A 24,685-nucleotide genomic window follows, 5' to 3' on the forward strand; every position below is an offset into this window, starting at 1 on the left:
CACCTTTGTGCGTGTTCAGGAGGAACAATGACAACACCCATGCTGATGACCGTAATTGCTGTAATTGCAATTTCAGGCTTTTTTATTGCTCGAGCACGCTCAATCAAGCTCGCCGATACGGCTGGCGGATTGAGTAAGCTTCATTCTCGTCCTAATTATTACGGCTCTTATGTTGCGATTCTCGCGGCTATTCCGGCACTGGTTCTCTTATTGTTGTGGCAAGCGGTAGAACCCAACTTGATCCACAGTTTGGTGATGGCACAGATATCTGATGCGTATGTTACGCAGTTCGGCAACGCCGACTTGCTATACAGTCAGATTGGAAACGTCGCTCGTGGCATCACCCAAACTGACGATGCTGTCTTGTTGGCAGCGGCTGACCACTATCAAATGCTGAACCAACTGGGAACGACATTGCGTTTCACCGCAATGACATCGCTCGCGTTAGCGGGTTTGGCTTTTGGCTGGCGCTCTCTGCGATTACGTCTTCGCGCTCGAAATCGCGTTGAAAATGTGATGCAGGCGTTTTTGCTGCTTTGCTCAACACTCGCGATTTTGACCACACTGGGCATTGTGCTCTCGGTGCTGTTTGAGGCGTTGCGCTTTTTCCAAATGATTCCAGTCACTGAGTTCATCTTTGGCACTGAGTGGTCGCCGCAAATTGCATTGCGCGCCGATCAGCAGGCGGCGAGTGGCTCATTTGGTGCGATTCCCTTGTTCACTGGCACCTTGATGATCTCGTTTATCGCCATGTGTATTGCGGCGCCAGTCGGGTTGATGAGTGCCATCTATTTAGCCGAATACGCATCGCCGCGTGTACGGGGTATCGTCAAACCGATTCTGGAAATCCTCGCCGGTATTCCGACGGTGGTTTATGGCTTCTTTGCCGCCTTGGTCGCCGCGCCGTTTATTCGTGATGTGGCACAGGCGATCGGCTTTAGCAGTGCCTCGTCAGAGAGTGCTCTGGCTGCGGGCGCGGTAATGGGGATCATGATTATTCCTTTCGTTTCGTCATTGTCAGACGACGTGATCACCGCTGTCCCCCAATCGCTGCGTGATGGTTCGTTCGGACTGGGTGCCACCCCGTCAGAAACGGTTCGTAAAGTGGTTCTACCGGCTGCGTTACCCGGCATTGTGGGCGGCTTATTGCTGGCTGTCTCACGTGCAATCGGCGAAACCATGATTGTGGTGATGGCGGCGGGTCTGTCTGCGAATCTAACGGCCAATCCACTTGACTCAGTGACCACAGTGACGGTGCAAATTGTAACCTTACTCGTGGGTGACCAAGAATTTGATAGTCCAAAGACCTTGGCGGCGTTTGCTTTGGGTCTGACATTATTTGTTGTGACACTCGCACTTAACGTGATTGCGCTGAACATCGTGAAGAAATACCGGGAACAATATGACTGATAAAATCGAAAAAATGGCGCAAGAAAAGCGCGCAAGGGTAAGGGCAAGCTTAGCAAAGCGCCGCGGGAAAGAAGGACGTTTTCGTTTTTACGGAATGGGCTCTATTTTCCTTGCGTTTACCTTCTTGGTTTTATTGCTCGGCTCGATCGTCTCGCAAGGTTATACCGCTTTCTACACCACGGAAATTCGCTTGACCGTTGATTTAAGTGAAGAAAACCTAGGTATTGAAGGCAAGCCATTAAATGACGAAACCCTTAAATACTTGGGTTATCGCTCAGTGCTGGCGGATGCCATTTTTGATGCCATGCCAGACGTGACGTCGCGTGGTGACAAACGTGAGCTGTTCCGTTTTCTGTCTAACGGCGCCGAGTATGACTTGCGTGACCGTGTGGCGGCCAACCCTGACTTGGTGGGGCAAGAAGTAGAAATTTGGGCACTCGCCGGCGATAACGTCAACCAATTTAATAAAGGCAATATCGATGGCAGCTTGCCGGAGTCTTATCGCCAGTTTAAGGACAAACACATTGGCTGGTTCAATCAGCTTAAAGAAGACGATCGTGTTCGCACCGTGTTCAACTCGCGCTTTTTCACCAATGGTGACAGCCGTGATGCTGAACTTGCTGGGATCTGGGGCGCGACCGTAGGCTCTTTCTATACGTTGCTGGTGACACTGGCATTAAGCTTCCCTATCGGGGTGGCAGCCGCGATTTACTTGGAAGAGTTCGCGCCACGTAATCGCATCACTGAGATTATTGAAATCAACATCAATAACCTGGCAGCGGTACCGTCAATTGTGTTTGGTTTGCTGGGCTTAGCCGTGTTCCTCAACTTTGCCGACCTACCGCGTTCAGCGCCGGTTGTTGGCGGCTTGGTACTGACGCTGATGACGTTGCCAACTATCATTATTTCGAGCCGTGCATCTATCAAAGCGGTGCCACCCTCGGTACGTGACGCCGCCTTGGGTGTCGGCGCATCGAAAATGCAAATGGTGATTCATCATGTGTTGCCATTAGCTATGCCTGGCATGCTAACCGGCACCATTATCGGTATGGCACAAGCGCTGGGTGAAACCGCGCCGCTACTGATGATTGGTATGGTGGCCTTTATTGTGGATATCCCTTCAGGGCCACTGGATGCTGCCACTGCGTTACCCGTTCAAATTTACTTATGGGCAGAGAACCCTGAAAAGGGCTTTGTCGAAAACACCTCTGGCGCAATCATGGTATTGCTGGCATTCCTCGCGCTTATGAATGCCTGTGCCGTGATTCTGCGTAAGCGTCTTGAGCGACGCTGGTAAGTCGGGAGAAACAACCATGACGACGACAACAATGAACAATGTAGCCATGACCGAAGAAGTAGTAGATGCCACGCCGCAAAATACCGCGGCACCGACTGAGACGTGTGGTGTACCTTTCGTAGAAAACCCACGCATGACTGCCCGTAATGTATTTGTGAATTACGAGAACGGCTCAAAATCAGCGATTACCGATGTCAGTCTAGATATTGGTGAAAAAGAAGTCTTGGCGATGATTGGCCCGTCAGGCTGTGGTAAATCCACCTTCTTGCGCTGCCTAAACCGCATGAACGATACCATTCCTGGGTGCCAAGTATCGGGTGATATTATTTTGGATGGCGAGGATATTTATCATCGCGACACCGAAATTGTGGAGCTTCGCTCGCAAGTGGGCATGGTATTCCAGCGTCCTAACCCGTTCCCGAAATCGGTTTACGATAACGTGGCATATGGCCCACGTATTCATGGTCTGGTTGACGGCAAAGATGAGTTAGATGGCCTAGTCGAGCAATCACTGACGCGGGCAGGGCTTTGGAACGAAGTGAAAGATCGCCTGGATCAGCCCGCAACAGGCCTATCAGGCGGCCAGCAGCAACGTCTGTGTATCGCACGTACCATTGCTGTCGCGCCTGAAGTGATCTTGATGGATGAGCCTTGCTCGGCGTTAGACCCCATTGCCACCGGTATCATTGAAGAGCTGATTGCCGATCTGAAGAAAAACTTCAGCATTGTGATCGTCACGCACTCGATGCAGCAAGCGGCACGTGTGTCTGATCGCACCGCTTACTTCCACCTTGGCGACTTGGTAGAAGTAAACAGCACACAAAAAGTCTTTAATGACCCTGAGCACAAACTGACCTCTGACTACATTAACGGTCGCTTTGGTTAAGCCGATATGGCGCTGACCCAGCGCCATTGGGCATAGAGCAGGGGCGTTTGCTGATTATTTCAGCATTTAGCGATAAAAGTGCAAAAAGTCACTTTACATCAGCCACCTCTGCTCATACTATACGCCCCGTTCCGGAGAGATGGCTGAGTGGTTGAAAGCACCGGTCTTGAAAACCGGCAAGGGTTAATAGCCCTTCTAGGGTTCAAATCCCTATCTCTCCGCCACATACCGAAAGCCGCTGCTCAGTCAGCGGCTTTTTTGCATTTATTGTCCCGCAAACTCCCAAACCCTGACCTCACCAACATTTTAGGCGATTCTGTCTAAACAGCTATTCTGCACTCTGGTACGCTAACCCTCAATATTTCTGCCTCTTACATGGCTTTTTGGACGCCGCTAACCAACGGCGGTAGCGTGGGCGTTAAAGCAAATCCATTGGGCTTGTCGTGCCCGCAAATTGCTATCCGATCATATGGATATATCAGTATAAGTAACTCTTCTCGGTTTGATCGTATAACCTTGCCGCCTAATCTCGTGCTGAAGGCTTGCCATAAAAGGACTTTTGGTCATGATCTTTTTCCTCCACCTAAAACTGTATATTCATACAGCCTATCGGTAAGGAAAGCCAAATAGTGTGCACACTTTTTCGAGACACATTCGCATTATCGCCGAAAGACAAAATATTAGTTAAATATAATCAATGAGTTATAACTTCGCCTTTGAGGATAGTGTGAACGCCTTGTCCGGGATAGGCGGCATGCACACTTTCGCAGACAAGGCGATTGCTTCAAGGATTAAAAATGTGTTTAATTATAAGTAGTTAGATGAAAAAAAGGCGCGTATAACGGTTTTGGAAAATCGAGCGCGCGCACTAATACAATGTTATGCAAAATGGAGTTGACCTCTTGAGAAGCGATCGGGAAAAACGATGTTTGCTGTGTGAAGCGGTGATTTCCAAAGAAATAGACTCTCGTGAACACTTGATCCCCAACTCTATTGGAGGGAGGAAGAAAGTCTCAGGTTTCCTGTGTGTGGGCTGCAACTCAGAATCCGGTGATAACTGGGAGTCTGCACTTGCGCGCCAAATGAACCCGTTGAGTCTGTTTTTTCGAATTAACAGGGAACGTGGTGATGCACCTTCTCAGAATTTTCAAACCACCAGCGGAGATGAATGGGTACTCAACGCTGATGGATCACTGGACTTGCCAAGACCTATTTTCAAAGAGCATAAGAATGAAAGCGGCGTAGAGATTAACATTTCAGCCAGAAACATGGCTGAAGCAAAAAGGATGCTGAAAGGTGTCGCAAGAAAATACCCCCAACTTGATGCTGATGAACTGCTTGAGAAAGCCCAGGCGAAATCCAGCTATTCTCAGAATCCAATTAAATTCAACTTGTCCTTCGGTGGTTTAGATGCCGGGCGCTCATTTGTCAAAACAGCGCTTGCGTTGGTCTCTACAACTGGCGTGAGCGTGAGAGAATGTGAGCATGCTATTCAATTTCTAAAAGAACAAGAATCTGAGCCGTGTTTTGGGTATTACTACGAGAAGGATTTGGTGCTTGAAAGGCCCGCTGGAATTCCAATTCACGTTGTCCATGTTAATGGCGATCCAGATAGCAATCTCATTCGTGGATACGTTGAATACTTCGGTGTAATGCGGGTTGTCATGTGTCTGTCGAGCAGCTATTCAGGGAGTGCGTTCTCGGCAACGTACTCGATTGATCCGACCAAAGGTAAGGAGCTGGATCTCGATGTTGACTTGGATTTGACGTCCACTGACATACGGAAGGCATATGACGATGAGAAGTGGGATGGCAATGCCGTACAGGAGGCTATGGGTGCAGTTATAGGCCCGGCACTGGAAATCCAACATAAAGAAGAAAGGGAGAGAGTTCTAGATGAGGCGGTTCGGTATGCGTTCGCCAATTGCGGAGCAAAAGAAGGCGAAACAATAACCGAAGAGCAACACAACCGTCTGGTGGGCCTGCTATGGGAGAAATTGGAACCATGGGTATTAAACCAGTTCACTGGTCGGCATAGGCGTGATTAGGCATAACAAATTGCTGCACGCGGATAAATTACTCGCTGCGCTCATAATTTACCGGTGAGCAAGGCGTTATGATTTTAGGGGGCTTTAGTGCAGGTTCGAAAAACTAGTCTTAGGAATGATTTAGCATTCCATTTCTTTACGGATGCCACCGACTTTTTAGACCGGTTTGATATTCTGTACGAGGAGTACTCTAAAACTAAAAGATTTAAGTGCTTTGTAGAGCTCTTAATGGGTTTTGAGTGCATTTTGAAATCTCATATATTTCTTTCCCACAAAAGTGAAAACATGGAAGAAATCTATAGATTGGTAAAGAAGACCGGACATGATTTAAGCAAATTAGCTGATCTTTCCAGCTATTTGGATGATGCCACATACAAAGATGTTAAAGACGAGCTGGGAGAGTACTCTGTCTTCATTCGGTACTCTCTTGATGCCTACGAACATTTTTTACCCTCTTTTATTGGTTTTGGAGAAGGCAAGTTTAATTACTCATCTACTATGACAAACCATGCTTGGATGATGAAGATGAGAAACTTGCTATCAAGCTTAATTGAACCAACCGCTACCGAGTTTACCGGCTTTGTGAAAATGGATTTTGATAACATCTTCGACGACGAAAAGCGACTGAGAGAGTTTGCAATTAAGGTTGGTATAGTAAAATCATAACAATCGGCTGCACAGCGACTGATTTTCCGCCGCTTCGCGGCTACAAACCGGCGCGTGAGCCGCGCGTTAGTTTTCCCTCATGGTAGAGACTTATGGGAAGAGTCGGAAAGAAGTTAAAGATGAAGAGATTCAAGCAGGCCTTGAATGATATGCAGAAGAACAAGGAAAAAGTGGATGAAAAGCCTATGAGTAGAATATATAAATATTTCAGCCATGACGTAATGGAATTGGTCTTCGATAGAGATGAACTGTGCGGTGTAAAATGCTCACTCCCCAAAGACTACAATGATCCATACGAATTGTTCCTTGGGATGGACCTAAATACGCCAGCAGATCAGCTTGCTTTCTATAACGATGTTGTTGGTGGTATTCCTCAGAATCCAACCACCTGCTTTTCACAGTCCCCGATTGTCTCTCCTATGTGGGCACACTACGCTAATAATCACTCAGGTTTTGTTCTTGAATTTGATTTAGAAGGTATGCAGAAGCATTTCGAAGGAAATCCTATTTGGGAAGTCAGTTATAGGTCTGGACCGCACGAAAACCTGAAAAAAATTCTTGAAAAAGCGGCGGTCCTAAAAAAGCCGAGATATTCATATGATCTTCAAGAGTTTGTCTTTGTAGAGTCGTATTTCACTAAATATGAGGAATGGAGCTATGAGCGAGAGTGTAGATTCGTAGACATGCAGAATCTCACAGAAGACGTTCATGGTAACAGTATATTGTTCATACCTATCGAATTCGTCACGTCTATTATTGTTGGATCGAAATTTCCTCAAGAAGACCTAGAAGAAAGCCTATCAATTGCTGCGGAAAACGATTTAGCCTGGTTTCAACTACATATTGGAAAGAGCCATCCAAAGCCTTATATGAAGGATGAGAACGAGGATGTTTTCATATTTCAAAACGGAGAACTGTCAAGAACAGATAATTTGTGTGAATCTTGCTCAGAGCCATTAAAGAACCAAGATACTCTTTGCCCTTGGTGCAGTATTACTGAGGTCCATGAAGAGGAAGCCGCTCAAAATAACCCTTTCAGGATGATAGATGCTATCGGAGAGTTAGATAATTATATGGATGCAATGGGAAAGATAGGTAGGTGATTGGAAGCACAGAAACTAACAAGCGCATGTTGTCGGACTTGTTTTCCGCTGCGCTCCAAACCAGCCGAAAATGCGGGCTACATGGATTCCCCCGTTCGTCAAGCATCCGCGAAGCGTATTGAGTTTGGTTTGGACTGCCGCTCTACATTCGGCCTTTTACTGACTCACGTCATGGCCCGGATGACATTGCGCGGTTGCAGTGCCTAATTCGTTAGAAGGCATCAAGGTGCCCGCCGCATTAACAGGCTCTCTGCAAATGGTCTTCACCGATACTCATCAACTTGCGTGTGCAATGACCCGATTGGTGTATTCTCCTTACGACAGCGACGAGTTAGGCCGCGTAGTCTTGATAATCCGTTTGATGGTGCAACAACGCCCACACAATAAGTGCATTTTTGGCTGCGAGAGCGACAATGGCGCGATTCATGCCACGTCGCTCAAGGATATTTCGCCCCCAGACACTGAGCCTATCTTGCTTATCGCCTAGGTTCGTGATGACGGCTCTCGCGCCATGCACTAAGAGCGTTCTGAGATATTTATTTCCTCGTTTACTAATACGACCCAATCGCGGCTTTCCTCCGGTAGAGTACTGTTTGAGCACTAATCCAAGCCAAGCAGCAAAGTCTCTACCGGAATCAAACTGTTCGCCTTTTCCGATAGTAGCGATAATCGCCGTTGCTGTTTGTGGACCAATGCCGCGAACATTAAGAATACGCTGGGCATTGGGACTGGCCTTGGTCACCATATCGAAACACTGCTCGGTATCGGCGATACGCTGATTAAGTGTTTGTAGGTGGTCAAAACAATCGGCCACGACAGCACGAGCAATATCAGGCAGGCCATTTTCTGCTGCCTCGAGAATGAGTGGTACTTGACGGTGAATGGCGGCTCGTCCTGTTGGAATAATAATGCCGAACTCTGCCAGTAATGCACGAATACGATTAATGAGGGCGGTACGTTCATTGACCCAATGTTCACGTACACGATGAATAGCAAGAATCGCTTGGCGTTCGGGTGACTTAACAGGAATGAACCGGCTATTTGGACGCTGAACAGCGTCACAAATGGCAACGGCATCGTTCAGGTCATTTTTTCCTCTTGTGCGATAAGGACCGACGTACTTTGCGGCCATGATGCGGGTATCGTGGCCGAGCTTGTTGAATTCTCTGGCCCAATAATGTGCCCCACTACAGGCCTCAATGCCTATGCACATCGTAGGCATATTTGCTAATGTAGCCAGTAGTTTAGCGCGTGAAACAGATTTATGGAGAATGACTTTTCCGTGGTCATCCACCGCGTGAAGAGAAAAGTGGTGCTTGGCGAGATCAACGCCACAAAAGAATTGAGTAGACATGGTTACCTCCGTTATTAAAGGCCGCACCTCAGTGTGGCAGATCTTCAAGAGGGGGAATCCATGTCATTCGTTATGCCAAAAAAGTAAGGAATCTGAAATGGATATGATTTTGCAAAGGGAAGAAACAGAAGAATGGTTTGAAGATTTTCCTCACTGCCACGATTTTTTTCTTCAGGGGTATGTGGAAGCAATATCGGATATGACTGAAAGTGTGTTAACTGACCCGCGATCGTCACGCAATATGCACGTAGTGAACAATAACTTCGAAAAAGAACCAATCTATTTCATGGGTTTTGAGGCTAGGCCCGAAGAGCGTCTATTCATTCTGTCGTGCATTTATGTTTTCCCACAGCATAGAAGGTCTGGTTTCGGCACTCATTTGATCAATTCAGCAAAAGCAATGGTGGCCGATCAAGGAGCCATCCAAGTTGCCGTCGAAGAGGAGAAGCTGTCGGAGCTGGATGCCTATTACAAGCGTCACGACTTCAAAACGACCGGAATAGCTAAGAAAAATGCCGGAGGGAGAGCTTACGTCGATTATTTTTGGTCTGGCAAACCCATACAACTCATTGATTGCCCGGGCGGAACGTTAGTCAAACCTCTTAACTAGGCATAACAAATAAGAATAAGTGTCGCGCAGCCGACACTTTATTTGGGTGTTGAACAAGCCCGTTGCTTTATTAAGTAAATAGCTCGAATGCGCATAGGTAGGCGCTGCGTCTGGCACTTTTTTCAGCGCGAGCGCAGCCAAGAAGTGAGCAGATAAGACATCACTTCAATACGTTACGTTAACGATGTGATTTTTGTTGGTTTGCTCTCCTGTGTTTAAGTGAACGCCATTCTCCTTATTCTGTTCGCCTTTCGGCTACCTCGGTCGTGTCACGCCCACGCAGACCATGAGCCGCTCCCCACATGTAGGACAACATCGTGTCATATGCTGCTCAGGGGCCGCCTCAACGGGCAAGGTCTGGTGTGCCATGTGAAGCAACATACGTTGAATATGGTATCGCTTGTGTTTGGCGCTGCCGTGCAATAAGCCATAGTCACGCACGCGTTGTAGCCCTTTGGGTAAAACATGCTGAAGTATCAACATCAGGAACTGATTGGTAGGCAACGAGCGGGTCGCCGATTGGTTTGTCTGACTGTCGGTGTATCGGAAGGTCACCTGATGGTCACTGATATCGATGATATCTTTGTCGGGTAAGACGCCGCGATACAAGTAGCGGGAGAGGTATTTTAACGCGGGTAGGCCGCGGCCGACTGCTCGACAATCCACCACCCATGTCTTCGGCACAGAAGGGGGCAGTGAGAGCGCGGGGTGTGCGTTAACGGCGGCGAGCAACCTTGCCCGCCAGACGGAGGCCAATGCTGCGTGTGGATAAAGATACTGCTTATTGCCCTTGTGCCATTGCTTACGCGTTGGGTGGTAAAAGCCTGCGGGCACAATCGCATGCAAATGTGGGTGCATATCCCGTCGTCGGTTATGCGTGTGTAGTACCAGCGTAAAGCCACTGTCTGCGCCATGTTTACGCTGAGCGAAGTCTTTCAGGACTGACGCAGCGACAGAGAACATCGATGCATACAAGCTTCTTGCTTGCATACGAGCCAAGTGACGCAATGTCGCAGGTAAGGTGAAGGTCACCATAAAATACGTGGTTGGCAACAACTTGGTTGTTTGCCTTTCTAGCCATTGTACCGTGTTGGGATGTTGGCATTGGGGGCAATGGCGATGGCCACAAGAGAGCGGCGTTCGCTCGTCATAGTGACAGCCCTGACAGGCCCATTGAGACTGACCCAACGCGCCTGTCCGGCAACGGGTCATCGCGGAGATGGCCCGAGCGATATCAGGCATCATCGAATGAGTCGGCATCGTCTCGGTATGTTGTTGCAACAGTTGAATAAATGTACTCATGTTGTCTCCCACAGAATTGTGAGTCCGGGCGCGAGTCGATTTACTGCCTGATGAAGCTGGGCGTGTTTTACATCGGTGAGTTGAGTATAACGTGCCGTTGTCGTGAGACTGGCATGCCCCAAAAGGCGTTGTAGAGAGCGTAAATCCAGGCCTTGTTCGAGTAGATGCGTCGCATAGCAATGACGTAATGAATGCGGACTGATGGCCTTGTGAATGCCGGCATCACGACAGACCTGCTTCATGGCTTTTTGCACGCCACCGCGGTCCATTGGTCCATCATTCCCGACACCGGGGAAGAGCAAGGTTGGATGGCGATGGGTGCGCCAGTATTGGCGCAACACAGAGAGGGTGTTATCTGGGAGCGGCACGAGTCGGTCTTTACCACCTTTGGCATGACGCACATGTACTTGATGGTTAGCGCTATCGATATCGCTCACTGTCAGCTGCAGTCCTTCTCCTAATCGCAGCCCCAGACAATAAAGGGTATAGAAAAAGCGTTGGTAGCGAGGTTGTCGGGTGAAAGTGATGAGTAAGCCGACTTCCTTTGGGGTTAAAATATCAGGCAGGCGCTTCACTTGCGGAGGCTTGAAGATATCGAGCCATTGCCACTGTTTATTAAGGGTATAGCGATAGAAAAACTGCAAGCCATTGCGGTCGAGCTTAACGGTACTCCAAGAGTGAGAAGCGATAAGCCGCACAAAGTAGGTTTTGAGTTGTTGCTGGGAGAGATTGTCAGGGGGAGAATCGAAGAATTCGGTGATACGTCGAACGGCACGGGCATAAGCATCAATGGTGGCGGGGCGTTTGCCTTGAAGGGTTAAGTTGTTGAGGTGCTGTTGATAAAGGGCATCGAAGTGCCGTTGTTGTAGAGGGGTCATGGTGTTTCTCCTGTTTATTGCCGATTGGCAGAGTAGGAAGAAACATAGGCGGTAAGACGGCATTCTGCCGCGTAGCGGCTTCGTTCAACAAGGCCTTTCAGCGGATGCAGTCGCTAGCGCGCCTGCTCCGCTGAAGGCAGCGTTATGAGTCACACAAGGAGAAAGTATGAGCGTAAAAATCACTGGAATGGATAGCCTTCAAAAGAAACTGAAGAAAATGGCTGATGGAGCCCGAGAACTCGACGGACAACATCAGGTGGCAATTCCCGACCTATTAACTGAATCATTCTTGGCAAAGCACACAAAATTCACCAATGCCCAAGAGTTATTCGACAATAGCGGTTTTAAAATTGATTCCCCAGAGGATTTCAAAGCTATCCCAGATGACGAATGGGATCAGTATATTTCAAGTGTATCGAGCTTTGAGTCATGGAATGAAATGCTTCAATCCGCTACAGCGGAATATGCAAAGCGTAAAATGGGCCTCAGCTCATAACAAAGCCAGACAGAGGGACAGAAAAACCGCTGCGCGCTTTGTCTGCCCCTGCTGGCGGCGTTACGTGTAACCAGAGGGCAAGGCATGGAAGTACAGTTTGAGATTGGTAATGACCCCTTATTCGCAGAGTCTTTAACGAAGACAAATATGGCAAGTTACTATCAAGCTCGTGAGATAGTCTGGGACCACAATCAGTTTCTGAACAGTTGGGAAGATCTAGATAACTACGCGGTTCTACTGGATTGTACTCGTGTAGGTGTAGCGCGTTTTAGCTATGGTGCGAATACGACCTTCCTGAGGGACCTTCAACTTTTACCGAAGTTTCAAGGTAAAGGTATTGGGTCTAAATGTCTTGATTTAGTCGTTAGGCATGCATTTAATCGTCAATCTACTCTGTTAGTTCTGCGTGTGTTTAGTGAAAACCCAGCAATCAAGCTGTATGAGTCCAAAGGCTTTGTTAGGACATCAGAAGTCAAAGGGTTGGTTGAAATGGAGCTCCCTTTAAGCTCAAACACATAACAAATAAGAATAAATATCGTGCAGCCGACACTTTATTTGGGTGTTGAACAAGCCCGTTGCTTTATTAAGTAAATAGCTCGAATGCGGATAGGTAGGCACTGCGTCTGGCACTTTTTTCAGCGCGAGCGCAGCCAAGAAGTGAGCAGATAGACCTCACTTCAATATGTTACATTAACGATGTGGTTTTTGTCGGTTTGTTCTCCTGTGCTCAGGTCATTTTTTCCTTTTGTGCGATAAGGACCGACATACTTTGCGGCCATGATGCGGGTATCGTGGCCGAGCTTGTTGAATTCTCTGGCCCAATAATGTTCCTCACTACAGGTCTAAATACCTATGCACATCGTAGGCATATTTGCTAATGTAGCCAGTAGTTTAGCGCGTTAAACAAATTTATGGGGAATGACTTTTCCGTGGTTATCCACCGCGTGAAGAGAAAAGTGGTGCTTGGCGAGATCAACGCCACAAAAGAATTGAGTAGACATGGTTACCTCCGGTACTAAAGGCCGCACCTAAGTGTGGCAGATCTTCAAGAGGGGAAATCCATGTCATTCGTTAACTTACAACAAGTGGTAACTTCGAATGAAAGAAATTTTAGACAACGCAGGGATAATATTAGGATCAGGTATATTCGGTTCTCTTATTACTCTGTTGTTTACTCGCTATGATAAAGACAAGAGCATTATCATTCAGAATATCACTCAAGAACGCCAAAGATGGCGTGAGAAAATCAGAGATTTAGTAGTTGACATAAACGAGAGTAGTATAGGAAATAATTGGCAGAAAGTTACTGAGGCAAGAGCTCAACTTCAGGTGCTAGTTAATCCCTATGATGAAAATGATAAAGGTATTATCGACCGAATAGTGACTTTGGAAGTCAATAAGGATACTTCGGCGTTACTGGAAATAAATGACAGTATCTCAAGGTTACTTAAGCATGACTGGGAGAGAGTTAAGAAAGAAACAACTTTCTTCATTACAGCTAAAGGGTTAATGCTAGCAGCAATAACAGTAGCTATTCTAGGGTTTGTTTTCACGCTGACTGGTTATAACGTTGATGGCATGACTCCGTTAGAAGTGTTGTTTTTTGTAGCGTTTCTTTTTTCTATACCAAACTTGTACCAACTAACTTTAAGAGTGCTCTTGTGGTTATTGAATTTAACTAAGGTCGGTGCTAAATCAGCTCCTATGATTTACTGGTTAATGGATAAACCTTATAGATGCCCAATGAAAGACGAAAGTATCAAATATGAAGTCACCGTTAAGGATGATCAAGATCATGCACTTAGCTACATGGTGACAGTCAAAAAAGTAAGTTAACAAACAATTCAAGCAGATTCTGGACTTGATCCGTTTTACTGGACATGGAGCAGAGGTTATCAAAAGTAGGATATTGTTCATTCTTACGTATTCAATGGATAAATTATTCACAAGAGAGCACAATGAACACAATAAATATCCAGTATTATAAACATCCTTATGCCGAATTTATCCTTGGTTCTTATCAAGGTAAGCTTTGCTTGTGTGACTTCCGATATCGCAAGATGAGAAGGACCGTTGATGAGCGCATTAAACGGATTCTTAACGCTGATTTTGTAGAAAAGAGCGATGATGTTTTAGCGGCTACTCAAGCTCAACTCGAGGAATATTTTTTGGGTGAGCGAAAAAATTTCGACCTGCCTTTACTCTTGGCGGGTACCGATTTTCAACAGTCGGTATGGAATGCATTAAGCAACATTCAATACGGTGACAGGGCGACGTATCAAGAGTTGGCAGTATCGATTGGTAATGAAGCCGCAGTGCGCGCGGTTGGCAATGCTAATGGCGCAAATGCGTTGGCGATCATCATTCCTTGTCACAGGGTTATCGGCACCCAAGGGGAGCTCATTGGCTATGGTGGCGGTTTGTCACTGAAAAAGCGCCTTTTAGAACTAGAGCAGAACTTATTCATTTAAGGATAGAGTAGGGGCGTATGAGAGCGGAGCTGAGAGCGAAAATCCTGGCAGTATGTGAGCAAAAAATCAAAGCGAAAGGCGAGAATGTCGGCGTGTCATTTTATGCGTTCTTCAAAAATAAAAATGACGATCCAGAGCAGTTGATGGAAGCTGCAACCTGGTGGATACAGACCCATCAGTTAGATCATTTTGTTAAGGCACGAGTTATCAAAGAGATGACCAATAATAATTTATGACGGCTGCAAAAATCATGGCCTATTTTGCCGACAAGGTGTAATTCAGGTTCACAAGGATGGCACTGGGTAGCGGGGCACAGGCCCAGATAGTCGTGCTGGCTTTGGCGAACTGATGTTAGAAATCCCGCGACGGTTGAGGTAGTATTGCCGACTTTTTCAGCGGTGAGAGGCATTTATGTATATCGGCTTTGACTATGGTACAGCCAATTGTTCGGTGGCAAAGATTGAAAATGGTCAGCCGACGCTGTTACGTCTAGAAGGGGACAGCACGTTTATTCCTTCCTCCCTTGCCGCACCTACGCGCGAATCAGTGTCTGAGTATTTGTTTCGTCATCGGGGCATCAAGCCCCTAGATACGATTGGCGAGCAGATGTTGCGCCGCGCGATCCATGTAAACCGAGAGGAAAGCATTGAACTTGAGGCGGAGGACATGGCGTTTGGTCAAGCGGCGCTCGATCGCTATCTCGATGATCCGCGCGATATGTACTACGTGAAATCCCCTAAATCTTTCCTTGGAGCGTCAGGTTTACGTGATGCTCAACTGCGCTTTTTTGAAGATCTCGTATGCGCAATGATGGATAACATCAAAACCCAAGCCGAACACCAAACCCAACAGAGTATTCATGATGCGGTGATCGGTCGGCCGATAAATTTTCAAGGTCGTGGAGGCGAGACGGCAAACCGCCAAGCCGAGGGTATTTTGCTCAATGCGGCTAAGCGGGCGGGTTTTAAACAGATTGAATTTCAGTTTGAACCGGTCGCTGCCGGTCTGGACTATGAAGCGACACTGAGTGAAGACCAAATTGTTCTGGTGGTCGATATCGGTGGAGGGACCACAGACTGTTCGTTGATTGAGATGGGGCCATCATGGCGCGGTAGTCGCGATCGCAGTGCAAGTTTATTAGCGCACAAAGGCCAGCGTATTGGCGGCAATGACTTAGATATTGCGCTGGCATTCAAACAAATGATGTTCCCGTTTGGGATGGGCAGCAAGATGGAATCTGGCATTGAGATGCCGATTACGCAGTTTTCCAACCCTATCGCGATTAACAACGTGCAAGCGCAAAACGATTTCTATGCGTTTGAAAATTTGCCGGTGCTCAAAGGGCTGCACAAGCAAGCGCAAGAGCCACATAAACTGGCCCGTTTGCTTGAGGTCTATCACGAGTCGCTGGGTTACAACATTGTCCGTCGTGCGGAAGAGGCAAAGATTGCGTTGTCGGATCAAGCCGCTTACCGAGCGGGTATTAAGCTGTTCTCCGAGCGCGTGGACGTTGATGTATCGCGCGATGACATGATTGATGCGATTGAAGCGCCCAAACGTAAGATGACCGCCTTAGTTCACGATGTGGTCGCGCAGGGCGATGTAAAGCCTGACGTGATTTTTATGACAGGCGGCTCGGCACGCTCGCCCTTCTTGCGGGAAGCTGTACAAGAAGAGCTATCGAACATTCCTGTGGTGAGTGGCGACTACTTTGGCTCAGTCACCGCAGGCTTAGCGCGTTGGGCGGAAGTTTGCTTTAAGTAACTGTGTTTTAATGCGCCAGCTTAGCTCTTGTCGGTTGCTCACTAATACATACTGCATTGGTTAGATGTGTTGTGACATCCTTTTCCCTCTAAGGATGTGATTGCTCTCGGGTATCAGATCCGTGGCAGTATTGACATGCGACCAGTACGCTAATTTCTCGTGATCTTTCTCCAAAGTGTTGCACGCTTTAGCAGGCAGTCAGTTGCTTCATGGCTAGAAACGCTATTAACTACAGCCTGCTCAAATCTAATCGGCATATATGATGGTCACGTTAGTCGTCCAAGAGGAAATCGGATGCGTCACAATAGGAAAGTTTCGGAGAATATCAAAGAGCTCGAAGCAGAGCTAAACGCTGCTAAGAGCCAGGAAGACTTAGTTACATTTATTCGTAAGGTAGAAAGTCACCCTGGACCGCTTGATTATGATGATCGGCCCATTCGTGTTTTTCTCGGTGCCTGGGTATTGCTGCTTATCTATACGATATTTTTATTCGGGGCGCCCGCTCCTTTTAAGTTAGTCTTTGACCTTCCATATATTGACGATGTTTTGCAGACTGTCGTTTTCTATAGCTCTGCATGGGTGCCTGCCACTATTAATTGTTATTTGGCTAAGCGTCTGGATAAGTGGACTTGTAAAGAGTTCGGGCTCGATAAACTGTTGCCTAACCCTGATCATCGCTTTGCTTTTGCCTTTTTAGCCACCTTCATTTCTATGAGCATTTCATCGAAATTACAAACCGCCTATTGGAACTTCATGTCTTTTATTGGTTCCTCGTTTTCCTCTTACCGAACCAGTGGCGAACTTGTTGGCTTCTTTTTATTCTGTGCTGGGGTTATCTTATTTTACTGGTTCTTTTTAAGAAGGCGGCCGAACTGGCGTCGTTATATGTCAGAGCATATTATGTCTATGGGCACGTTGTTCGATAATAACTTAAAAGATCTCAGAAGAGCTTGCGGTATCCGTTATGAGCAAGTGGCTTCTCAATTTGCAGAGTTTGACCGAGGTAACGATTATCGCGGCCTAGACAGCTTGTACCAAGGACATTACAAAGGGGAGGTACACGAGTTTGATTATCAAGTTTATCGCTTTGTGTATGTGATTAGAAAGTCAGAGACGCGCAACGATTCTAGTGGTAATACTACCTCTCGGGACGCTCGCTGCTCTTACTACCGCTATGGTTTGTTAGTGCCATTTCCTTTTGCTGAGGACGTGACTATTAGCGGTGACGGTGCAGTTTCAGGTGGAGGTGGAGAATACAAAACGGCTTCTCCGGCTTTTAACCGTCAGTTTATAATTAACGCTAACGATGAATTGAGTGCAGCTCGGTTTTTGTCGCCCGCAATGGTTGAGACATTGAGTGATCTCAACGATATAGTCGAAAAGCCTGTGTTGGCTGTGAGTAATGACAACGAGCTTTGTCTGGCTTTTGACGATGGCGACATTCTTAAAACGGAGTGGCAATACGACCTAGAAAACCCCGGGGCATTTGCTGATGAAATCACCGCCCATGCTAACCTTGAAAAACTGAATAGCCTGTTAGCGATCATTCACGAGACGATGAAACTAACGGACAGCAACTTTAGTGGTGAAACGGCCCATTTTTTCCCAGATTACAATGTAAGAGAAGTGTCGTTTGACGATCTTGATGAAATAGAAAAGCTAACAACAATGGTAAGGTAAATGATAAATGGGTACCATTATACTCCTAATACTATTCACATTAATCCTACTAGCTATTTGGGCTATTAGGATTAACAACACTATTATCAGTAATTATAATGGGGTTGAACGAGCGTGGGCGTCGGTGCTGACTCAGGAGCGACAGAAGAATAAAATTATTCCCTATGTGGAACAGTTGGTAGAAGACTACAAACTACATGAGACTTCTTTGTTTACTGAGATTACGAAGTTGCGAACATCAATCGATCAGCTTTCTGACGCTCAAGTAGATACCGAGCTTTTAGAGGAGGCCGAAAAGCAGACCAGTAATTTTTTATCAGGGTTACGCGTAACGGTCGAGGCATATCCGGAGCTGAAGGCCTCTGATGCATATTTAAAATTGATGGATGAGATTTCAGAGCAGCAAGAACAAGTGGGTGCGGCACTTCGTATTTTTAATCAAAATGTGGAAAGCTTTAATACAAGTATTCAAGTCTTTCCCAACTCTTTGGTAAACAAGTGGGTGAATAACAAGCAGGCTATTACGGTATTTTATGATAGCGAGGCCTCAGCAGGGTTTGAATATAAGCCTAACTTTTGACGGCTCGTGTCTTTTTGTTCTCTTGCCTGTGTGGTTAAGGCACAATCAGGGATTATTTGATCAGGACGTTATCCATGGAGCAAAACGCGCGTATCGGGCCACCAGATCAACCGCTTTTTTGGCGTGATGGGCGTATGCCATATGTTGAGCTTCGTGTGGTCCAGGATGGTCGTAAAGTGTGTTATGCGCCGCATAGCCATGTTGAGTGGTCAATGGGTGCGATCATTAATGGGGAAAGCACATTTGCCTACCGTGATGACGCATATCGGGTGAATGCTGGCACCTTGGTGTTGATGAACCCACATTGGGTCCATGCATGCAATCCAATTGATAATCAACCCTGGGCATACACGATGCTCTATGTGGATAAAGATTGGTTAACGCAGCTGCGCTATGAGGCGGGTCTGCTTGAAGCTCCGCTTTGGCAAGACATAATGACAGCCAAAATTAAAGACGAGAAATGGTATGTCGGCTATTGCGACATGGCGGCATGCTTACTCGACAGCACGCGAACACTGCTTGAAAAACAATCAATGTTGGTAGAATTTCTCACCAACATCATGACCTTGTTTTCCGGTCAGCTCAATCTATCTCGAGAAACACCAGCCCCTTTGCAAAAGGTAGCGGATTATCTGAGGGCTCAGGCTTGTGAGGATGTATCACTCGATAGCCTGTGTAATTTGGCCGGATATAGCCCTGGCCACCTTATCCGGTCTTTTAAAAAGCAGTTTGGTCTGACCCCACACGCTTACCTACTTAATTGCCGAGTTCAGCAGGGTCAGAGAGCACTAAAACGAGGTGAATCAATCGCAGATACTGCGGTTGATGTGGGTTTTTCGGATCAATCACACTTTCAGCGGACATTTAAAAAGCTATTGGCTGCGACGCCAAATCAATATCGACGGTCACTAGTCCATCACGATAAAGACACAGCTAGCAGCAATTAAAATGGATAGTGTTCGGTTGAGGGCGACGATCACTTTCGGTTGACGGGTGTATCTTCGCAGTGTGGCGCCAGCGTAAACCCAACAGCCCAGAGAAAGCCAACATATCGGCATATACAGTGAGGCAAAAATAACCAGTTCGATAAGGTTTTCGCTGTTGGTATACGCGCTAATACCAGACACCGAGGCGAGCCAGGCTTTTGGGTTAAGCCACTGCATAGCGGCGCCAGTCATAAAACTGGGTGCTTCCGGGGCCTCATCTGTGCCTAGCTCTCCGCTATCCAAGAATAATCGAAGACTTAGATAGAGTAAGAATAGGATACCTGCCCAGCTCAATAATTGTTTAAAGCCAGAAAAAACAGAGAGAAATGAGTATAGGCCAAGCCCTATAGCGAGAAATAAGGAAATGAATCCCAGTGTTGCGCCAGTTGCAAAGACTAAGCCTTTAGGTAGGGAGTAGCGCGTACCGCTACTCAAACAAACCAAGTTCACGGGGCCTGGAGAGATAGAAGCCGCGAGCGCAAATGCCATCATGGGTACAACTAAAATATCTGCCATTGTTACAGTCCTTTGGGTATAAATATCGCCCAAAAGTGTGTAGCAAAACGAGCTGGTAGGTATTGAACAAAATTGCTTTTTGTCATTAATACACGTTAAACCAATGGCGGATGTGATCGCTCCCTAAACCTAAAAAGGCTTGCTGAGGCGTTGTTATTGAGAGCGTGCTGATTTTCAAGAGCCGCCACTGTTGTTTCAACTAAGACATTTGGCTTTGCCGTTGTTCTATTGGCTTAACGTTGGTTTGTTGTTGTAGCCACGCTATTAGCTGCTCTTCCGGCATGGGCTTGGCGTAATAAAAGCCTTGGGCAATGTTAACGCCTAACTTTTTCAAATAATTGGCTTGATCCGCGGTTTCGACACCTTCGGCAACGGTTTGTAGTTTGAATGTTTTGGCTAGCCAAATAATGCTTTCAGTGATCGCGATATCATTTTCGCTGGTTAAGATGCTGTTGATGAATGAGCGATCGATTTTAAGCGTAGAAATTGGCAACGTGTGCAGGTAACTCAACGAGGAGTAGCCCGTACCAAAGTCGTCGACAGCAATACTGAGGCCACGCTTACGTAGTTGGCTGAGTTTCTCAAGGTTCTTTGATTTAGAATGAAAGAACACGCCTTCTGTGATTTCTAGCTCTAAGTTGGGAGGAGGGATGTGATTCTTCTTTAAAATATCATCAATAAAGCTAACAAAGTCATCCTCTTCCACATCGCATGCCGTCACATTAACCGCCACGCGCTCAATGCATAATGCCTGCTCTTGCCAGCGTGCCATGGTTTCACATGCCTGAATGATCACCCATCTGTCAATTTGTGTAATGAGCCCCGTTTTCTCTGCTATTGGAATAAAGTCACCCGGTGAGACGAGGTTACCATTCGGTAACCGCCATCGCACCAAGGCCTCGACACTGATCACTTTACTCGTTGCAAAGTCTATTTGCGGTTGGTACCAAAGCTCAAATTGCTGTTTGGTGATGGCTTGTCGCAGCAATGTCTCAGTCCGAATATAGCGCAGCGCATCCTGTTGAAGTCGCTTTGAATAGAAGTGAGGGGTGTTGGGGGCCTTAGTGTTGATCGCGTTTATAGCTGCATCCAGTATACGACGAGTATTGACAGCATCATCGGGGTAATGACTCACGCCGATAGCGATATCAAGATGAATCAGATCATGCTCAATGCTAACAGGGACACTAATGGCACTGATCAGTTGTTGGCAGACAGATAAAGTGTGATTCAAGCTGTTTTGGCCGGGTGGGTTAACCAAGCACCAAGTATCCGTCGTGAGGCGAAAGAGCTTATCGTTATCGGTAATCGCGCTGACGGCTCGTTGAGAGCATATCACCGCCGCTTGATCGAGCCCGGAATGGCCGAATGACTTAAAAACCTGATCGAGATTAATGGAAAAAACAATCACGTAAACAGGTTGATTTAATACTGACGCCGAGAGGATGGTGTCGGTGATATGCTCTATACACCGCTGCTCGTTGGGGAGACCGGTCACCCTGTCATGGGTAGCAAGATAATAAAGCTTATCGCGTTGGCTAATGGCTAAAAAACGTGCTCTAAGTAGCATCACCACGCGTTCCATAAACTCTACTTTATCAACGGGCATGGTAATAAATTCATCCACCAGTGCCAGGTAAGGGCGAAGTTTGTGTTTGAGGTCGCGCTTAGAGAGCATGAGCATCACAGGTAAAAGTGTGGGCTCGCATCGGGTCTTTTTGTCTTGCAATGCGTCTTTATAATGCTCGAGAGAGGGGATATCGATGATCGCAAGGTCAAACTCGATATTGTCTATATCACTTGGGTTTTCATAAATTCGGAAGTCGCTGCTCAGTTGTTCGCGCAGTAGCGCCAAGTTGTTGGGGTTATGGATAGCCAATAAAACGTTGGCACCCTGAATACGCTGTAATCCATCGTCTTTGCGCTCTGCTTTTTGTTCGGGGTTTACCATTATTGGTAAGGTTCTAACCGTACTGGTCATCGTTACTCCTCACCCGTGAAACCAGCAACGAGCTGCATCAAGGCCTTTTTGGCGACGGGTTTTTGCATGATACTAACTGCGCCATATTGGGTGGCTTGGCTGGAACTTGTCAGCATTTCCTGTGGTGAGAGAACAATAAACGCGGTGTTCATCTGTTGTAGCTTTTCGCATAGTCGCCACACGTTGGCGCCAAATCCGCTGGTGTCGACTAGGGCAAGCTTTTTACCGCCAATCGCCGCTGCAGCTTGCATATCGGCTTCGCTATTCAAAGGTCGACAATGATAACCAGCCTCTTCAAGAGAGTCGGCCAACACTTTTCGGTTACCCGATGATTTCACGCACAAAAAAACCGTTAATGACGCCGCGTTTTTATTCGTCACCTCGCTTACCTCTTGTTCAAATTCAAACAGCTACGGCTTGCACTTTATCGGGGCCGATCAGGTACTGATGAGGCTTGCGATCAAAATCACTCAATCGTTTCTTCATCACCGAAATCTGTGAATGCGCGGTATCGTCCGCATAGTAAGACAGGGAAATAATCGTATCCGACAAGTAGCTGATGCCTTTTTCAGAAATGCTGTCTTCGCCGTAAAGCGCAAATGTCTCGTTCACCAGGATCACCGAGACATTGATTCTCGATAAACCTTTTGCGAGGGCATGCAAACGGTTTTGAATCGATTCCTCGCGCAAGGTCAGTTTAAAACCGGCTGTGCTATCAAGCACCACCAGGCGAGTGTTATTTTGAACAACATCCTTGTACACCTTGGCTGCAAACTCATCGGCTAAATATTGCAAAGGCTCGATCTGTTCGATGGTTAAACATCCTGCCTCCGCTTGGTGTTGCAGTGTGATGTTGAGTTGTCGTGCCCGGTGAAGGTATGAGGAGATTTCTTCCTCGAATAGGTAGATATTTACGTGACCTAGACTATGGCTATATTGCTCGGCAATACAGCTGCTTAAGGTCGACTTTCCAATGCCAGATGGGCCGGTGATCATCGTTACTGTCCCCATCTCTAGTCCACCGCCAAGCAGATTGTCGATAGATGCAATGCCCGTCGAGATGGGTTCAAACCGTCCTGGTACCAGCTCTTCGTTAGGAGGAAGTGGCCGTGGGAACACTTCAACCCCGTGAGCGCCATTGCGCATCTGATGACAGCCCTTCAAAAAATCAGACCCTCGGAATTTTTCTACACAGAGTTCTTGCCCCATCGGGGTTTGACTCAGTGAGAGCACGCCATCGGATAAAAAGCGTAAGTCGTCATCGGGCGAGGAGTCACTGTGTTCTGACGTGAACAAAACGGTGGCGCCACGTTCGGTGAGATAATGGATAAACGACAGTACCTCTTTACGATACTGAAAAACATCTGCGGTGAGAAAGCGCAAGTGGGTAAAGGAGTCGACAAAGACTCGAGTCGGTTTGAGGGTTTCCACCGTTTCTACGATGGCCTTGGTGACAGGCTCATGCTCTACGTCGTTGGAGGCGAATATGTCATAGGATTCGTTCTCCTTAAAAAACGTTTCGTCTGGCGCCAAGCTAAGAAAGGTGATGTTCGCAACGTCAATGCCAATCGCTGTCGCGTTGGTTTTGAGCTGATCCTCTGCCTCTTGAAAGCCAATAAACAAACTCTCGCCTTCTCGTGACGCCGTAGAGAGAAATTGTAAGCCTGTGGTTGTTTTACCTAAACCTGGCCCACCTCTCACCAATACCGCCGTTGAGGGGAGGAAGCCGCCATTCAAGACTTGATCCAGTCCAGGAATCCCTGAGGAGACTCTCTCTTTCATGTTGCTTCCCCCTATTGTGCTTATTCGTATTAGACCTAGCCTACCCAAAAGCACCTATAAAGATGCTTTTTAGGCATTACGGTCTAAAAAGGTAGTAGAGGTAAGAGCAACTGTCATGGCGGCTGTAAGAAAAAGCAGCATTTACGCCTCAAAACGCCTAGAATGCAGTACGCTGTGCGTTTGCTGCCGCAACACCTTTGGTGCAATGGAGAATCCTCATTAATAGGAACCCATCTTCGCGAACACTTCCGTATTTTGATTAGAAATCATGCACCAAGGTGGGGGTATTGGCGCGAAATAGCTTGGTCAAAACAGATTTATATTGCCAACCGAGTGTGAGCAGTCGCCTCGCTAGGCAAAGGTTTTGGATGGTGGCAACTTCAATGCCGCGGTAGTGATGCGGATACGCTTGAATATAGTCGATAAACGCCGTCAGCACCCCTTGGCCGCGAACGCTGGGGGCAAATTGTAGCGACACAATCGAGAATCGCTGACTACCTATCGGACAGTGAACCAGACAATAGCCGAGTGGGTGCTTGATAGCGGTGGAGAGCTCTGGAAAAGCGCGCGTTTGGTGACGTTGGGCTAATTGGTCATAGCCGTGGCATAGGTGGTTAAGCAGTTGCCGAGCGTTATCATCCATCGGTGTGCCTCTGGAGAGGTCGAAACGTAGCCACCATATTAGGGACTTTATATTTTCGAAAAACAGAAAGGTCCAAGCCACGTATTTGCCTCTTTTACTCGCGTTTTACAGAGATAAAAAGCAAGCTTGGCGATTAGGCTGCTATAAAATTGATGGCTTTGTGACCAAGGTGGAGTCATCACCTATGCGGTTACGGTAGGTTAAAGGTATACCATCAATACACCTGTGTGGA

At 47.1% G+C, this 24,685-nt stretch carries 24 protein-coding genes, 1 tRNA gene and 1 pseudogene; 17 read left to right on the plus strand and 9 right to left on the minus strand.

Annotated features, from left to right (window positions below):
- Positions 1 to 27: 27 nt before the first annotated feature.
- The 7 genes from pstC to BZG72_RS11130 all read left to right on the plus strand — a co-directional run bounded on the left by pstC (position 28) and on the right by BZG72_RS11130 (position 7,410).
- Positions 28 to 1,410, plus strand: coding sequence for a phosphate ABC transporter permease subunit PstC (gene pstC / locus BZG72_RS11100; RefSeq protein ID WP_046075216.1), 1,383 nt, complete (start codon positions 28 to 30; stop codon positions 1,408 to 1,410).
- On the plus strand, positions 1,403 to 2,707 hold the full coding sequence (gene pstA / locus BZG72_RS11105; RefSeq protein ID WP_077600397.1) for a phosphate ABC transporter permease PstA: 1,305 nt from the start codon (positions 1,403 to 1,405) through the stop codon (positions 2,705 to 2,707). Before pstC ends, pstA begins: the two co-directional genes overlap by 8 nt.
- 133 nt (positions 2,708 to 2,840) lie before the next feature.
- Entirely contained in the window at positions 2,841 to 3,593 is a 753-nt protein-coding gene (gene pstB / locus BZG72_RS11110; RefSeq protein ID WP_241828133.1) for a phosphate ABC transporter ATP-binding protein PstB, read from the plus strand.
- 133 nt (positions 3,594 to 3,726) lie between these two features.
- Positions 3,727 to 3,817 (plus strand) — tRNA-Ser (locus BZG72_RS11115).
- A 678-nt stretch (positions 3,818 to 4,495) separates the two neighbouring features.
- Complete coding sequence (locus tag BZG72_RS11120; protein WP_108743055.1) at positions 4,496 to 5,641, plus strand: HNH endonuclease; 1,146 nt, start codon at positions 4,496 to 4,498, stop codon at positions 5,639 to 5,641.
- Positions 5,642 to 5,926: 285 nt separating this feature from the next.
- Positions 5,927 to 6,307: a hypothetical protein gene (locus BZG72_RS11125; protein ID WP_131828033.1), complete on the plus strand. Its 381-nt coding sequence runs from the start codon at positions 5,927 to 5,929 to the stop codon at positions 6,305 to 6,307.
- Positions 6,308 to 6,399: 92 nt separating this feature from the next.
- Positions 6,400 to 7,410, plus strand: a complete 1,011-nt coding sequence (locus BZG72_RS11130) for a DUF2971 domain-containing protein (protein ID WP_198930063.1) — start codon at positions 6,400 to 6,402, stop codon at positions 7,408 to 7,410.
- A gap of 331 nt (positions 7,411 to 7,741) precedes the next feature.
- Here the strand turns inward: BZG72_RS11130 and BZG72_RS11135 are convergent, their stop codons facing one another.
- Positions 7,742 to 8,764: an IS110 family transposase gene (locus BZG72_RS11135; RefSeq protein ID WP_077666804.1), complete on the minus strand. Its 1,023-nt coding sequence runs from the start codon at positions 8,762 to 8,764 to the stop codon at positions 7,742 to 7,744.
- 97 nt (positions 8,765 to 8,861) lie between these two features.
- Here BZG72_RS11135 and BZG72_RS11140 point away from each other — a divergent pair, with 97 nt between their 5' ends.
- Positions 8,862 to 9,374: a GNAT family N-acetyltransferase gene (locus tag BZG72_RS11140; RefSeq protein WP_158075469.1), complete on the plus strand. Its 513-nt coding sequence runs from the start codon at positions 8,862 to 8,864 to the stop codon at positions 9,372 to 9,374.
- A 255-nt stretch (positions 9,375 to 9,629) separates the two neighbouring features.
- On the opposite strand, the gene BZG72_RS11145 is transcribed toward BZG72_RS11140, so the two are convergent.
- Together BZG72_RS11145 and BZG72_RS11150 are read right to left on the minus strand one after the other, a co-directional pair.
- Positions 9,630 to 10,676, minus strand: coding sequence for an IS91 family transposase (locus tag BZG72_RS11145; protein WP_077666806.1), 1,047 nt, complete (start codon positions 10,674 to 10,676; stop codon positions 9,630 to 9,632).
- Positions 10,673 to 11,554 carry a tyrosine-type recombinase/integrase gene (locus BZG72_RS11150; RefSeq protein ID WP_077666807.1) on the minus strand — a complete coding sequence of 294 codons (882 nt, stop codon included), beginning with the start codon at positions 11,552 to 11,554 and terminating at the stop codon, positions 10,673 to 10,675. Before BZG72_RS11150 ends, BZG72_RS11145 begins: the two co-directional genes overlap by 4 nt.
- A 166-nt stretch (positions 11,555 to 11,720) precedes the next feature.
- Between BZG72_RS11150 and BZG72_RS11155 the strand changes: the two genes are divergently transcribed.
- Entirely contained in the window at positions 11,721 to 12,050 is a 330-nt protein-coding gene (locus BZG72_RS11155; protein ID WP_077666808.1) for a hypothetical protein, read from the plus strand.
- An 84-nt stretch (positions 12,051 to 12,134) separates the two neighbouring features.
- Positions 12,135 to 12,569, plus strand: coding sequence for a GNAT family N-acetyltransferase (locus tag BZG72_RS11160; RefSeq protein ID WP_077666809.1), 435 nt, complete (start codon positions 12,135 to 12,137; stop codon positions 12,567 to 12,569).
- Between the two features lie 206 nt (positions 12,570 to 12,775).
- On the opposite strand, the pseudogene BZG72_RS16125 reads toward BZG72_RS11160, so the two are convergent.
- Positions 12,776 to 13,051: pseudogene (locus tag BZG72_RS16125) on the minus strand (IS110 family transposase); the annotation flags it as partial.
- Positions 13,052 to 13,148: 97 nt separating this feature from the next.
- On the opposite strand from BZG72_RS16125, the gene BZG72_RS11165 reads away from it, so the two are divergent.
- The 7 genes from BZG72_RS11165 (at position 13,149) to BZG72_RS11195 (ending at position 19,492) form a co-directional block, all read left to right on the plus strand.
- On the plus strand, positions 13,149 to 13,886 hold the full coding sequence (locus tag BZG72_RS11165) for a hypothetical protein (RefSeq protein ID WP_077666810.1): 738 nt from the start codon (positions 13,149 to 13,151) through the stop codon (positions 13,884 to 13,886).
- A 122-nt stretch (positions 13,887 to 14,008) separates the two neighbouring features.
- Positions 14,009 to 14,521, plus strand: coding sequence for a methylated-DNA--[protein]-cysteine S-methyltransferase (locus BZG72_RS11170; protein WP_077666811.1), 513 nt, complete (start codon positions 14,009 to 14,011; stop codon positions 14,519 to 14,521).
- A 17-nt stretch (positions 14,522 to 14,538) separates the two neighbouring features.
- Positions 14,539 to 14,757 (plus strand): DUF6500 family protein, encoded by a 219-nt coding sequence (locus tag BZG72_RS11175; protein WP_077666812.1) that lies wholly within the window; start codon positions 14,539 to 14,541, stop codon positions 14,755 to 14,757.
- Between the two features lie 175 nt (positions 14,758 to 14,932).
- Positions 14,933 to 16,285: a molecular chaperone gene (gene yegD, locus BZG72_RS11180; protein ID WP_077666813.1), complete on the plus strand. Its 1,353-nt coding sequence runs from the start codon at positions 14,933 to 14,935 to the stop codon at positions 16,283 to 16,285.
- Positions 16,286 to 16,579: 294 nt separating this feature from the next.
- Complete coding sequence (locus BZG72_RS11185; protein WP_077666814.1) at positions 16,580 to 17,965, plus strand: DUF3137 domain-containing protein; 1,386 nt, start codon at positions 16,580 to 16,582, stop codon at positions 17,963 to 17,965.
- Between the two features lie 7 nt (positions 17,966 to 17,972).
- Positions 17,973 to 18,545 (plus strand): LemA family protein, encoded by a 573-nt coding sequence (locus tag BZG72_RS11190; RefSeq protein WP_077666815.1) that lies wholly within the window; start codon positions 17,973 to 17,975, stop codon positions 18,543 to 18,545.
- A 74-nt stretch (positions 18,546 to 18,619) separates the two neighbouring features.
- A complete protein-coding gene (locus BZG72_RS11195) occupies positions 18,620 to 19,492 on the plus strand; it encodes an AraC family transcriptional regulator (RefSeq protein ID WP_198930064.1) in 873 nt (290 codons plus the stop codon).
- On the opposite strand, the gene BZG72_RS11200 is transcribed toward BZG72_RS11195, so the two are convergent.
- From BZG72_RS11200 to BZG72_RS11220, 5 genes are all read right to left on the minus strand, one after another.
- On the minus strand, positions 19,454 to 20,047 hold the full coding sequence (locus BZG72_RS11200) for a LysE family translocator (protein WP_046073032.1): 594 nt from the start codon (positions 20,045 to 20,047) through the stop codon (positions 19,454 to 19,456). The genes BZG72_RS11195 and BZG72_RS11200 overlap by 39 nt on opposite strands.
- Positions 20,048 to 20,246: 199 nt before the next feature.
- Positions 20,247 to 22,028 (minus strand): putative bifunctional diguanylate cyclase/phosphodiesterase, encoded by a 1,782-nt coding sequence (locus BZG72_RS11205; RefSeq protein WP_077666816.1) that lies wholly within the window; start codon positions 22,026 to 22,028, stop codon positions 20,247 to 20,249.
- Positions 22,029 to 22,030: 2 nt separating this feature from the next.
- Entirely contained in the window at positions 22,031 to 22,408 is a 378-nt protein-coding gene (locus BZG72_RS11210) for a response regulator (RefSeq protein WP_077666817.1), read from the minus strand.
- A gap of 22 nt (positions 22,409 to 22,430) precedes the next feature.
- Positions 22,431 to 23,810 carry an ATPase domain-containing protein gene (locus BZG72_RS11215; RefSeq protein ID WP_077666818.1) on the minus strand — a complete coding sequence of 460 codons (1,380 nt, stop codon included), beginning with the start codon at positions 23,808 to 23,810 and terminating at the stop codon, positions 22,431 to 22,433.
- Between the two features lie 259 nt (positions 23,811 to 24,069).
- Complete coding sequence (locus tag BZG72_RS11220) at positions 24,070 to 24,453, minus strand: hypothetical protein (RefSeq protein WP_077666819.1); 384 nt, start codon at positions 24,451 to 24,453, stop codon at positions 24,070 to 24,072.
- Positions 24,454 to 24,685 lie beyond the last annotated feature (232 nt).

The sequence above is a fragment of the Salinivibrio sp. PR6 genome, from assembly GCF_001995955.1.
GTDB lineage: Bacteria > Pseudomonadota > Gammaproteobacteria > Enterobacterales > Vibrionaceae > Salinivibrio > Salinivibrio siamensis.